Source organism: Microbacterium ginsengisoli (assembly GCF_000956535.1).
Classification (GTDB): domain Bacteria; phylum Actinomycetota; class Actinomycetes; order Actinomycetales; family Microbacteriaceae; genus Microbacterium; species Microbacterium ginsengisoli.
Map to the genome: position 1 here is coordinate 95,345 of NZ_JYIY01000073.1, position 12,786 is coordinate 108,130.

8 protein-coding genes are annotated in these 12,786 nt (G+C 70.4%); 2 read left to right on the forward strand and 6 right to left on the reverse strand.

Going from position 1 to position 12,786, the window contains the following annotated elements; all coding sequences use genetic code 11:
* Positions 1 to 55: 55 nt before the first annotated feature.
* From RR49_RS07915 to RR49_RS07935, 5 genes are all read right to left on the reverse strand, one after another.
* Positions 56 to 1,384, reverse strand: coding sequence for an MFS transporter (locus RR49_RS07915; protein WP_045247576.1), 1,329 nt, complete (start codon positions 1,382 to 1,384; stop codon positions 56 to 58).
* Between the two features lie 77 nt (positions 1,385 to 1,461).
* On the reverse strand, positions 1,462 to 2,199 hold the full coding sequence (locus RR49_RS07920) for a FadR/GntR family transcriptional regulator (RefSeq protein ID WP_045247526.1): 738 nt from the start codon (positions 2,197 to 2,199) through the stop codon (positions 1,462 to 1,464).
* Between the two features lie 89 nt (positions 2,200 to 2,288).
* On the reverse strand, positions 2,289 to 3,662 hold the full coding sequence (locus RR49_RS07925) for an NAD(P)H-dependent oxidoreductase (protein ID WP_245610971.1): 1,374 nt from the start codon (positions 3,660 to 3,662) through the stop codon (positions 2,289 to 2,291).
* 226 nt (positions 3,663 to 3,888) lie between these two features.
* The gene (locus RR49_RS07930; protein ID WP_048809086.1) at positions 3,889 to 5,043 is read right to left on the reverse strand and encodes a glycoside hydrolase family 3 N-terminal domain-containing protein; all 1,155 of its coding nucleotides are present in this window, start codon (positions 5,041 to 5,043) and stop codon (positions 3,889 to 3,891) included.
* Positions 5,044 to 5,118: 75 nt separating this feature from the next.
* Positions 5,119 to 7,629 (reverse strand): DEAD/DEAH box helicase, encoded by a 2,511-nt coding sequence (locus tag RR49_RS07935; protein ID WP_045247528.1) that lies wholly within the window; start codon positions 7,627 to 7,629, stop codon positions 5,119 to 5,121.
* A gap of 73 nt (positions 7,630 to 7,702) precedes the next feature.
* Here RR49_RS07935 and RR49_RS07940 point away from each other — a divergent pair, with 73 nt between their 5' ends.
* Both RR49_RS07940 and RR49_RS07945 read left to right on the forward strand, forming a co-directional pair.
* The gene (locus tag RR49_RS07940) at positions 7,703 to 8,017 is read left to right on the forward strand and encodes a GNAT family N-acetyltransferase (protein ID WP_045247529.1); all 315 of its coding nucleotides are present in this window, start codon (positions 7,703 to 7,705) and stop codon (positions 8,015 to 8,017) included.
* Positions 8,014 to 8,994, forward strand: a complete 981-nt coding sequence (locus tag RR49_RS07945; RefSeq protein ID WP_045247530.1) for a pirin family protein — start codon at positions 8,014 to 8,016, stop codon at positions 8,992 to 8,994. The genes RR49_RS07940 and RR49_RS07945 overlap by 4 nt, the downstream gene beginning before the upstream one ends.
* A 57-nt stretch (positions 8,995 to 9,051) precedes the next feature.
* Here RR49_RS07945 and RR49_RS07950 read toward each other — a convergent pair whose 3' ends face one another.
* Entirely contained in the window at positions 9,052 to 12,669 is a 3,618-nt protein-coding gene (locus RR49_RS07950) for a S8 family serine peptidase (protein WP_045247531.1), read from the reverse strand.
* Positions 12,670 to 12,786: the final 117 nt, after the last annotated feature.

Consider the following 12,786-nt stretch of genomic DNA (forward strand, 5'->3'; position numbering starts at 1 on the left):
TGACTCCTGGAAGAGGGAAGCGGGCGGCGGCAGGACGCCGCCGCCCGCGAGGGGGTTACTCCGCGGCCGCGATGATGCGGTCGACCTCGGCGCGCTCGCGGCGGCCCCAGGTCTCACGGGTGAGCAGCGCACCGACCAGACCGATGACGCCGACGGCGACGTAGATCCACGCGACACCGCCCCAGCCGAGGCCGACGGCGACCGCCGCCGCGATGAACGGGATGAAGCCCGAGATCGCCGCCGAGAACTGGTAGCCGAGCGAGGCGCCCGAGGTGCGCGTGCCGGTCTTGAACAGCTCGCTGAAGTAGGCGCCCTGCACGCCGGCGAGCATGTCGTGGATGATCGGCAGACCGATGATGTACACCAGCACGATGAGCGCCGGGATTCCGGTGTTCGCGAGCAGGAACATCGGGAAGCCGAACGCGATCGTCAGCACCGATCCCACGATGTAGAGGGAGCGCCGGCCGGTGCGGTCGCTCAAGGCGCCCCACAGCACGGTCGAGACCGCACCGATCGCCGTCGCGATGATGAGGCCCGTCAGCGCGGTGCCACGGTCGGCGTGGTGCGAGGTCGTGAGGTACGAGATCAGGTAGGTCACGACGACGTAGAAGCCGCCGGTCTCGGCCAGGCGCAGCGCGATCACGCGCAGCACCGTGCGCCAGTCGTCGCGGATGACCGTCCACAGGGGGTTCTTCTCGAGCTGTCCGGTCGCCTTCGCCTCTTCGAACTCGGGCGACTCGGCGACCTTGAAGCGGATGATGAGGCCCGCGATGATCAGGATCGCGCTGAAGAGGAACGGCAGGCGCCACGACCACTCGTCACCCAGGTTGCCGGTGAGAAGGAACGCGACGTTGGCGAGGAACACACCCAGCGGCACACCGAGCTGCGGAATCGCCGCCCACTTGCCACGGCTCTTCCACGGCGCGTGCTCGAACGTCATGAGCACAGCACCGCCCCACTCGGCGCCGAAGGCGAGGCCCTGAACGATGCGGATGAGGGTGAGCAGGAGCGGGGCCAGCAGACCCACCTGCTGATAGACGGGCAGGATGCCGATGGCCACCGTGGCGACACCCATGATCATGAGGGCGCCCACGAGCACGGGCTTGCGGCCGTACTTGTCACCCAGGTACCCGCCGATGATGCCGCCCAGCGGGCGCATCGCGAAGCCGATGCCGAAAGTGAGGAAGCCGAGGAGCACCCCGACCACCGGGTCCTCGCCGGGGAAGAACAGCGGGCCGAAGTACAGCGCGGCCGCGGTGCCGTAGGCGAGGAAGTCGTAGTTCTCGATGGTGGTTCCGACGGTGGAACCGATGGCGGTCTTGAGCTTGTCCGGTGACCCGTACTTCGCCTGAGAGGCGACGGGTCGGTCGGTCGTGACGGTCATTGTGACGATCTCCTTTGATGTCGAGATGGTCGCCGCGGCCATCCTGAGGGTCCGCCCGAGACGAGCGGACTGCATCGTCAGGTGGTGATCCCCCCGAGGTTGCCTTTGGCATAGAACGAGGTGATGTGGTCGCGCACACGCTGTGCGGCGAGCGCGGCATCCTTCTTCTCGATCGCGTCGAGGATGTCGCGGTGCTCGTGTCGCACGGTCTTGGCCGTCTCACGCCAGTCGTCGAGCGCCGCGTAGGCGTCGATCATCTGGCGGTTGATGGCCGTTCGCAGGGAACCCATCAGATGCGCGATGAGGGCGTTCCCTGTCGACTCGGCGATCCGGACGTGGAAGGCCGCGTCGAGTCTGTTGAATTCACGGGTGCTGATCGAGGGGTCCTCCATCTCGTCGAGAAGGGCGGACAGCTCGATGTGGTCGGCTTCGTCGGACCTATAGGCGGCCTCCGAACAGGACCACTGCTCGAGGGCGATGCGCCCTTCGAGGACGTCGTTGGCATGGAAGTGACCGAGCGCCAACTGCAGTTTCAGCAGATTGACGAAGCCCGGACCCGGCGTGCCCACGAGCACCGCTCCACCCTCCGGGCCGCCGCCCGGCCGGATGTCCACGATGCCCAGTGCCTCCAGCACGCGCAGCGCTTCGCGCAGCGACGGGCGGGAGACGCCGAGCGAGGCGGCCAGATCGCGCTCGCTCGGCAGTCTGTCCCCGGCTTTCAAGCGGCCGTCGAGGATGCGTTCCTCGATCTGCTGCATCACCTGTTCGTAGGTGCGCACCCGCTGAACCGGTTGCCACGCATCGGCGCTCGCCACGGAGAGACTCCTTCTGGTCGCGGCGCCCGACGATTCTCGGGGCGCGTGGCCCCAGCGTAGCCGTCATGGTCGGATGGTCAGACGTTCGCTCAGACGACCTGTGCGGCGTGCTCGGCGCGGAACTCCGCCTCGAGCTCCCGGCGGATGCGGACGGCGAACTGCGACTCGTCGAGCTCGACGTCGTCCCACGAGACCGTCTGGTCCTTCGGCACGTCGCGGATGAGCTTCGCCCCGTGCGCGAGGCCGAGCGGCAGCGCGTTCTTGGCGAGCGACGTGGCCGCCGGCGCGAGCTTGCCGAAGACGGTGAAGCCACCCTCGCCGTCGAGACGGTCGCCGGCGCGGAGGTCCTTCTTGGCGGTCGTGACGACGTCGCCGCGGAAGCCGGTCGGCGAGCCGGTGGCCTCGCCGCGCACGACGGCCGACGCGATGCTGACACCGAGCTCGAGACCGATCATGTGGTACGGCCGGTAGAGCGAGGCGTAGCGACCGGTCGCGTCGGTGTGCACACCGTACTCGGCGAAGCACTGCACGCCGTAGTCGCTGATGGCCTCGAAGGTGACGTAGACGCCCCAGCGCAGGTTGTCGGGCACCTCGGTGCCGTCGCGGTACATGCTCGAGGCGATCTCGACGGTGCGGCGGCGGGTCAGGCTGCCCCCCGGGTACGTGTTCTCGCGGAACACGGTGGGCAGGTCGTCCTTGGAGGCCGCGGGGAAGAGGAGGCCCTCCTCCTGGGGCAGCAGTCCCGTGCCGTTGGCGACGGCGGCCATCTCGATCGCGGACTTGGTGCCGTCGAGGAAGGAGTTGAACATCTGCGGGTTGTAGTCGCCCGAAGCGAGCTGCTCGTCGGTGAAGCCGTAGTAGTTCCACACCGTGTCGGGCGTCGAGTAGTTGTACTCGGGCAGGTACTTCGTGCCCTTGCCCGCCGCGACGACGTCGAAGCCGACGGTGCGGCACCAGTCGACGAGCTCGCAGATGAGGGCCGGCTGGTCGCCGTAGGCCATCGAGTACACGACGCCCGCGGCCTGTGCGCGACGCTGCAGGAGCGGCCCGACCATGCAGTCCGCCTCGACGTTGACCATGATCACGTGCTTGCCGTTGTCGATGGCGGTGACCGCGTGGTAGGTGCCGTAGAGCGGGTTGCCGGTGATCTCGAGAATGACCTCGACGGCCGGGTGGGTGATGAGCGTGTCGGCGCTGTCGATGACGGCGGTGCCGCCGGTGCGCACGGCCTCATCCAGCGTCGCCGCCGAGTAGCGCTCGGGCGCCCAGCCGGTGCGCGCGAGCGCGGCCTTGGCCTTGGGCACGTTGATGTCGGCGACACCGACCACGTGGATGTTGGCCGCCTTGTTCGCCTGCGTGAGGAACATCGACGAGAACTTGCCGGCACCGATCACGCCGACCCGGATGGGGCCGAAGGCGGCGGTGCGCGCCTGCATCAGCGAGTAGAGGTTCACGGAACCCACTTCCTTGTCTCCGTGGAGTGCGACGCATCCACCTTTGGTTTGTTGGTCAGTTGGTCTGACCATTGTCGCGAGAGCAATATTCACCGACACCGGGCATCGATGTCAAGCCGGACTTTCCGAGCGACGGGATGCCGCGGCTCGACGGTCGAGCAGTGCTCCCGCCGCAGGCCCCGGCGTGCGGAGCGCGCGCGACGTCACGGAGTCAGCGCGTCGTCGCCCGGTCGCGTCAGCGCGTCGCGGCCTTCGCCTCGACCACACGCCGAGCCGCGGCATCCACCACCTGGGCGAAGCCCGGGTCGGCCTGCGCCTTCGCGGTCACGGCCTGCACCATCGCGGGAAGCACCGACGGATTGCTCGAGACGAGCACGATGTCGACGCCCGCGGCGATCGCGAGCACGGCGCGATCCCCCGGGCTCCACGCCTGCACCTGTGCGGCGGCCGAGAGGTCGTCGGTGATGACGACTCCATCGAACCCCACCTGGGTGCGCAGGAGGGAGAGCACGGCCGGTGAGAACGCCGCCGGCGCCGATGGGTCGATGCGCTGGTAGATCGCCGTCGACACCATCACGAGGGACGGGCCGGCGGCGGTCAGGCCGCGATAGACGTCGACGTCCGGCGAGGTGGGCCCGACGACCGTGTCGGTCACCCCCGAGGAGGTGTCCGTGTTCGGCCCCACGTGGCCCAGGCCGGGGAAGTGCTTGAACGTGGGCAGCACGCCCGCCGCCCGCATACCCGCGGCGAACGCACCCGCCCCCGCGGCGACCGCCGACTCGCTGTAGCCGTACTGACGCGACATGGCGCCGATCGGCGAGTTCGAGGGCGCCGTCTGCGGGCTCGTCACGATGTCGGCGACCGGAGCGAGGTTGACATTCACGCCGGCGGCCGCGAGTTCCCTGCCCCAGTCCGTGGCCGATGCCCGCAGCTGAGCACCCTGCTGGGCCTGGGTCAGTGCCGTCGGGATGCGGTCGAACCCGGGACCGGAGAGCACCTGGACGTCACCGCCCTCCTGGTCGGTCGCGACCCACAGACGTGGCGAGCCGGCGGGAAGGCGCGAGGTGAATGCCGCGACGACCGTCGCGGTCGCCTGCACACCCGCGGATGACCGGCCGTGCAGGAAGATCCCGCCGAGCTCGCCTCGCTCGACATCGGCGACCAGGGCGGGGTCGGCCGCTGTCGCCGCGGTTCCCGCCATGAAGAGCTGGCCGACCTTCTGCGCCAGCGTCATCCCCGCGATCGGATCGACGGTCGGGGTCGGCGTGGGGGTCGGCGCCGGCGCGGTGCGCGTCGGCGTCGGTGACGCGGACTCGCCGCCCTTCTCGTGCAGCCCGCCGCATCCGGCCAGCGCGAGCACGCCGATCAGCGCGATGGCGACCGTGGTCATCCTTCTCGTCCCCATGCCTCCATCGTCCCGCGCGCGCCGTACGCGCGGAAGCCCCGGGGCGGCATCGCCGGCGTGCTAGAGCCGCAGCAGCTCGGTGACCCTCACGACGGCAGCACCCTCGTCGACGGATGCCGCGAGGTCGACTTCCCCACGGATGCGCCAATCGTGGTCGCCGGCGGGGTCGTCGATCGTCTGCTCGACCCGCCATATTCCGTTCGCGGAATCCGACTCGTCGATCGCGCAGTAGACGGGCGCGCGGGCCGCGCCGCCGGTGGGGATGTCGTCGTGCTCGGCGAAGTACCGGTCGAGGAAGGCGGGCCAGTCGACATCCGGATCGAGCTCCGCGAGCTCGTCGTCGCGCTCGAGCGCGGCCAGCTGCACCCGACGGAACAGCTCGTTGCGCACCAGCACGGTGAACGCGCGCCTGTTGGCGACGACCGACGGGGGCGCGGGCGGCACCACCGGGGCATCCGGATCGCCCGTCGGGTTCACGAGCTGCTCCCACTCGTCGACGAGGCTCGAGTCGACCTGTCGCACGAGCTCGCCGAGCCACGCGATCACGTCGAGCAGCTGCTCGGTGCGCGCGTCGGCCGGAACAGTCTGGCGGATCGCCCGGTACGCGTCGCTGAGGTAGCGCAGCACGAGTCCCTCGCTGCGGCCGAGCTGGTACCACGACACGAACTCGGCGAACGAGAACGCCCGCTCGTACATGTCGCGCACGACGGCCTTCGGACGCAGCTCGAAGTCACGCACCCACGGCTGGCTCGACGCGAAGACCTCGAACGACTGGGCGAGCAGCTCGGCGAGCGGCTTCGGGTAGGTGATCTCCTCGAGCGCCGCCATGCGCTCGTCGTAGTCGAGACCGTCGCGCTTCATCGCCGCGACCGCCTCGCCGCGCGCCCGGAACTCCTGCTGGCCGAGGACCGCACGCGGGTCGTCGAGCGTCGCCTCGATCACGCTCACGACGTCGAGCGCGTAGTGCCCGGTGCCGGCGCCGCCGGGGGCGTCCGACGGGTCGAGCAGATCGATGGCGGCGAGCGCGAAAGGCGAGAGCGGCTGGTTCAGGGCGAAGTTCGGCTGCAGGTCGACCGTGAGTCGGATGTCCCCCTCCCCCGTCACCTCGACGATGCCGGCCTGCCGCAGCGTGCGGAAGATCGCGAGGGCACGGCGGGCGAGTTCGTACCGGCGCGGCTGGGGCTCATGGTTGTCGAAGACGAGCGAGCGCACGTCGGCGAACACGTCGCCACCCCGCGCGATCACGTTGATGAGCATCGCCGCCGTCAGCTGCAGCTGCGGCACGAGCGCCTCGGGCGCGGCATCCCGGATGCGCTCGAAGGAGGTCTCGCTCCACGAGACGAAGCCCGCCGCGGGCTTCTTGCGCACGATCTTGCGCAGCTTCGCCGGGTCGTCACCCGCCTTGCGGGCCGCCTCGGTGTTCTCGATCTCGTGCTCGGGTGCCATCACGACGACGTTGCCGTACGGGTCGAAGCCGGCCCGGCCCGCGCGCCCGGCGACCTGGTGGAACTCCCGGGCGGTGAGCTGCCGCATCCGCGTGCCGTCGTACTTCGAGAGCGCGGTGATCAGCACCGTGCGGATGGGCACGTTGATACCCACACCCAGGGTGTCGGTGCCGCAGATCACCCGCAGGAGTCCCCGCTGGGCGAGTGTCTCGACGAGCCGCCGATACCGCGGCAGCATGCCGGCGTGGTGCACGCCGATACCCGCGCGGACGAGACGCGACAGGGTGCGCCCGAAGGCCGTCGTGAACCGGAAGCCGCCGATCGCCTCCGCGATGCGGTCGCGGTGCTCGCGGCTCGCGACCTTGATGCTCGCGAGCGCCTGCGCGCGCTCCATCGCCTGCGCCTGCGAGAAGTGCACGATGTACACCGGCGTCTCGGCCTCGTCGAGAAGCCCCTGCACGACCTCCTGCACGGGCGTGCGGGCGTACGAGAAGTGCAGCGGCACGGGACGGGTTATCCCGGTCACCTCTGTCGTCACCCGGCCGGTGCGTCGGGTGAGGTCGTCGGCGATCGCCGTCACGTCGCCGAGGGTCGCCGACATCAGCAGGAACTGCGCCCGCGGCAGCAGAAGCAGCGGCACCTGCCACGCCCACCCGCGGTCGGGGTCGCCGTAGAAGTGGAACTCGTCCATCACGACCTGGCCGACATCGGCGGCGGCCCCCTCGCGGAGGGCGAGGTTCGCGAGGATCTCCGCCGTGCAGCAGACGATCGGCGCATCCGGGTTCACCGACGAGTCGCCCGTGACCATGCCGACGTGCTCGGGCCCGAAGATCTCGACGAGCGCGAAGAACTTCTCGCTCACGAGGGCCTTGATGGGCGCCGTGTAGTAGGTGCGCTCCCCGCGGGAGAGGGATGCCGCGTGGGCGGCGACCGCGACGAGCGACTTCCCCGTGCCGGTCGGGGTCGCGAGTACGACGTTCGCTCCGGAGACGAGCTCGATCACGGCCTCGTCCTGGGCGGGGTAGAGTGCGAACCCGCGGTCGGCGGCCCATGCGACGAACGCGTCGTACAGACGATCGGGGTCACCCGCGGCCGCGCGGGCGGCATCGACGAGCGGGGTGGTCACCCCTCGAGTCTGCCGCAGTCGCGGAACACGAGCCTCGCGGCCTACGTTGGACCTGTCGACGAGAGGATGCCGCATGCCCCCGCAGGACGAGCAGATCACCGTGACGCGCAACGATGAGGCCGGACGGTACGAGGTCACCGTCGACGGCGCGATCGCAGGGTTCACGGTGTTCGAGATCGACGACGACGGCCGCGCGGTCTATCCGCACACGGTGGTCGACCCGGCGTTCGGCGGTCGGGGACTCGGCTCGGTGCTCGTGAGCGCGGCCCTGGCCGACGAGGCCGCCCGCGGCACCACGATCGTCCCTCTGTGCCCGTTCGTGGTGCGCTACCTCGAGCGGACAGAGGTCGCCGGTCTCGTGATCGCATGGCCCGAGGTGCGGTCATGACCGACGACGAGACGGATGTCGCGGCATCCGTCCGACGCGTCGGACCCCGCGCGCTGGTGCTCGGCTCGCGCGATGTTCCGCTCGGCGGTGTGCGCGGCATGACCGTCACCCGAGCGCTGCCGCAGCGGGATCTGCCGATGGTCGGCGCGTGGTGCTTCCTCGACCGATTCGGCCCGCAGACGACCACGATGCGCGTCGAACCCCATCCGCACATCGGGCTGCAGACCGTGACGTGGCCGTTCGAGGGCCGCGTGCGGCACCGCGACTCGGTCTCGAGCGACGTGGTCATCACGCGCGGACAGCTCAACCTCATGACCGCGGGCGCCGGCGTCGCGCATTCGGAGTACTCGGTGGGCGACGGCCCGATCCCGCTCGACGCACTCCAGCTGTGGGTGGCGCTTCCCGAGGCGCGGCGGCACGGCGAGGCCGCGTTCGAACGTCACGACCGACTACCCGAAGTGACGCTCGCGGCGACCGTGGGGGAGCCCGCCGTCGGCTTGGTCGTGATGGGGTCCTTCGCCGGAGTGACCTCGCCGGCCACCGCCTACAGCCCGCTCGTGGGCGCCGAGGTGCATCTTGCGCCGGGCTCGCGGGTCGCGTTGCCGGTGGATGCCGCGTGGGAGCACGCTGTTCTCGCCGTCGACGGCGATCTCGCCGTGCAGACCGACACGACGCCGGCGACCCCCGCGTCGCTCGGGGTGGGCGACCTGATCTACCTCGGCACCGACCGGGACGAGATCGAGGTGAGCACCGACGGCGGCGCGACGCTGTTCCTGCTCGGTGGCGAGCCGTTCGAGGACGACATCGTGATGTGGTGGAACTTCGTCGCGCGCACGCACGAGGAGATCGTCGCCGCCCGGGACTCCTGGGAGGCGGGGGCCGAGCGCTTCGGCCGCGTCGTCGACCACGGCGATGAGCGGATCCCGGCCCCGCCGCTGCCGGGTGTTCGGCTCACCACCCGGCGCCGCCGGGTCTGACGAGCGCCGAGGGCGCCCCGGCCGGAGCCGAGACGCCCTCGTCCACCTGGTCGGGTGTCAGAACACCAGGAACCCGGATGCCCCGAACGACCCGTCGAGCACCGCACTGCCGCCGTATTGGGCGACGATCACGTGCACACCGCGGGACTGCTTCGGCAGGGTGATCGACGCCTTCCCGTCGGCGAGGTCGGCCGTGTAGGTCCGGCCGTCGACCCACACCGTGACGGCGCCGGTCGCCGCGGGACCGTGGGACGGCTTCACCGCGAGGTTCACCACGAAGGTGGTCGACGTGCGCCCGAGGTACGGGTTCACGGTGACGCTCAGCGACGAGGACGCCTTCACGACGACGCCGGCGCTGTCCGCCGTGCCGGCGTTGGGCGAGGAGGCGGCAGTCGCGGTCACCCTGACCGACAGCGTCGTGCCCGCGTCGGCCTTGGTGACCTTGTACGTCGTGCCGGTCGCGCCGTCGATCGGTGAGCCGTCGCGCAGCCACTGATAGGCGAGCGTCACGTCCGCGGGATTCCAGGTGCCGCCCGTCGCGGTGAGAATGCTGCCCACCTTCGGCGTGCCCGTGACGGTCGGCGGGGCGGTGGCGACCGGAGCGGCCGCACCGCTGTCGACCGTGAGCACCGTCGTCGCCGCCGAATCGCCGTAGCGCACGATCCCGAAGTAGCGGGTGGACGCGTCGAGCCCCGACCAGCTGAGCCGGTAGGTCGCGGGCTGCCCGCTCGTCGTCGGCAGCGGGTCCGGCGAAGCGGTCAGCGAGCCGACACCCGCGCCGTCGCCGACGACCGCAGCCGTCGCGTCCCATGTGAACGGCGACGTGAAGGCATAGCGGTTGACCTGCACGAGGTAGGTGCCCGCCGTCGGCGCGATGAGCGCGACGGACTCGTCGGCCGACGACGTCGCCGATGACCAGTTCTCGTAATAACGCCAGTCGGTCGGCGACACCACCCGGTAGACCGTCAGGTCGAGGTCGGACCCGGTGTCATCCGAGGAGTCGACGTCGAACCGGGCATACGTCGACCCCTGCGGGACATCCACCACCATGTAGGCGTTGTACTGGCCGTCCTCCTCCGAGAAGGTGTCCTGGTCACCGGAGTGACCGGGCACGGCGGGCAGGTCGGGGTCGGTCAGCAGAGTCGCCGGGGCGAGGCCGGAGACGCCGAGGTCGAGGTCGCCGGTCACCGCCGGAGTCACCGTCACGTCGGCGGTGCCCGAGATTCCTGTGCCGGACACCGATGCCGGGGCATCGACCGAGACCGGGTACACCGCGATCGGCGAGCGGGCGGCGTGCGTGCCACCCGTCCACGTCAGGAACCCGTGGGTCCACTTCTCGACGGGGGCGTCCGTGCGGGTCACCGTGATCTTCACGTCGGCCTTCTCGCCCGCCTTCAGGCTCACCGTCGACGGCGCGACCGTGACGTCGAAGCCGGGGAGGTCGACGTTCGCGGTGAACGTGGCGTCCTCGGTGGCCGTGATCGTGCGGGTCACCGTCTGCGAGCCGGCCAGCGAGCCGATCCCGATGGAGGCGAGGTTGAGGTCGCTCGCGTCGATCGGCGAGACGCCGAAGTCGTGCAGCCCGAGGCCCTGCAGGTAGGCCGCCCAGTCCGCCGGTCCGTTCAGGTACAGCAGGCTCGGCGAGAAGTACGCGGTCGGGTCGACGTGGCCGGCGCCCTGCGTGAACGGATCGGTCACCGCGGCGCCCGCGGCATCCTTCGTGTCGTAGGCGGTCGTCATCATGGCCGACTTGATCTCGGCGGGCGTCGCGTTCGGTCGCTCACCGAGGTAGAGCGCCGCGAGCCCCGCGATGTGGGGCGCCGCCATCGACGTGCCCGACAGGATGCCGAACGTGGGGTCGGCGCCCGGCGCGTTGTTCGTGGCCGCGAGGATCGCGACGCCGGGCGCCGAGATGTCGGGCTTGATGACGTCGCTGCCGTCGGCGAGCATCGGGCCACGGCTCGAGAATCCGGCAACCTGCGGGGTGGGCGTCTCGACGCCGGTCACGTTCTCGCCGATCAGGGTCGCCGTCGCGTCCGCCGTGCCGCGCACGTAGTCGAGCAGAGCCGCGCGATCGGTGTCGGGGAGGTGCACGGTCGGCACGCTGTGGAAGTCGTTGTCGAGCGAGCCCGGCGTGACGTTCACGAGGATCATGCCGATGCCGCCGGCCTCCTTGACCGCCTGCGACTTCTCGACGCGGGCGTTCGAACCGCGGTCGCAGACGACGATCTTGCCGGCGACCTTCGCCGGGTCGAGCGAGCCGAGGTAGCACAGCGGTGCGTTGGCGTTACCGGCGAGCGCCACGTCGCCGGAGTAGACGACGGGGCCGGTGACCCGCTCACCGAACGGAACACTCACCGAGGCGCCGGCCTTCTGGAAGCCGTTCGGCAGTTCGACGGTGCCCTCCCAGGTCGGGATGGTCGAGGCGGCGACGGTCGTGTACCAGGGCGATGCGTGGTCGGCGGTCGAGGCATCCGGTCCCGAATTGCCGGCGCTGACCGAGACGAACACGCCCGCGGCGGCCGCGTTGTAGAACGAGATGTCATCGGGCTGCAGAACGGATGTCGCCGACCCGCCGCCGATCGAGTAGTTGATGACGTCGACGCCGTCGGCCGTCGCCTGATCGATCGCGCCGAGCAGGTCGCTCAGGGCGCAGATGTCGTCGGTCGTGACGAGCGGATCGGGGCCGTCGTAGCAGGCCTTGTAGGCCGCGACCTTGGCGGCCGGGGCGACACCCGAGATCGCGCCGAAGTCGACGCCCTCCACGGTTGCGTCGACCCCGTTGTTGCCCGCAGCGGTCGAGGCCGTGTGGGAGCCGTGACCGGCGCCGTCGCGCGGCGACAGGTAGTCGTAGGCGAACGAGAACCCGGTGGCGGCGGCGCCCTCGCTGAAGTACTGCGCGCCGACGAGCTTGGTCGAGTACTGCGCGGCACTCCAGGCGTCCTTGCCGGCTCCCGGCTTGTCGACGACCGTGCTGCGGAACTCTCCGCCGTCGGACTTCTTGTAGACCACCTGCGTGACGGCGGCGCCGTCGGCGTCGGTGCCGGCGGCGAGGTAGGGCTGCGTGTCACTCGGGGTCGTCGACAGCGGGTCGCCCGCGAACGACGGGTTCTCGGGCGAGATGCCGGTGTCGACGACGCCGACGACGATGCCCGCGCCGGCCTTGTCGATGCCGCCGACGCCCTCCCACACTCCGCCCGCGCCCTCGAGACCGAGGAACTGGGTCGACGGGACGGCATCGGGATGCCGCACTTCGTCGGCGTAGACGCCGAGCACCCCCTTCGTGCCCTTGAGCTTCGACGCCTGCGCGCCGCTGAGGTTCGCGCTGAAGCCGTTGAGGGTGATCTGGTAGGTCGTGTCGGGTGTCACTCCGGCGCTGGAGGCGACATCCTTCTGCCGGTTCTGGAGGAACCGCGAGTACTGCTTCGCCTGCGGTGAGGCCGCGTCGAGCCGTTCGCCCTCCTTCGCCTTGGTGGGGGCGAGGCCGGGCTCGCCCCCTTCGTAGGTGGCGACGGGCTTCTCGTCGAGCAGCACGATGTAGCGGCCGCCGGGCAGATCGAGAGGGGTGGGCGCGGCGGGGCCGGGCTCGGCCGCGGTGCTCGCCGCGGCCGAGCCGCTGACGATCAGTGCGGCCAGGGTGACGGCCGCCGCAGCTTTCAGGCGGAGGTGTGCCATGTACTGCGCTCCATTCGTGGGGGGATGTCGGAACACGTGCCACGGCCCGGAGGCCGCGTGGGCCCGAACGTACCTCACAGCGAATTCTCAACGAACACATATCCACGGTTCATGAGA

What these genes read in the sequence shown, in the direction of transcription:
- RR49_RS07915 (WP_045247576.1), bottom strand. Translation starts at nt 1,384, where the DNA reads ATGACCGTCACGACCGACCGACCCGTCGCCTCTCAGGCGAAGTACGGG.
- RR49_RS07930 (WP_048809086.1), bottom strand. Translation starts at nt 5,043, where the DNA reads ATGACCACGGTCGCCATCGCGCTGATCGGCGTGCTCGCGCTGGCCGGA.
- RR49_RS07940 (WP_045247529.1), top strand. Translation starts at nt 7,703, where the DNA reads ATGCCCCCGCAGGACGAGCAGATCACCGTGACGCGCAACGATGAGGCC.
- RR49_RS07945 (WP_045247530.1), top strand. Translation starts at nt 8,014, where the DNA reads ATGACCGACGACGAGACGGATGTCGCGGCATCCGTCCGACGCGTCGGA.
- RR49_RS07950 (WP_045247531.1), bottom strand. Translation starts at nt 12,669, where the DNA reads ATGGCACACCTCCGCCTGAAAGCTGCGGCGGCCGTCACCCTGGCCGCA.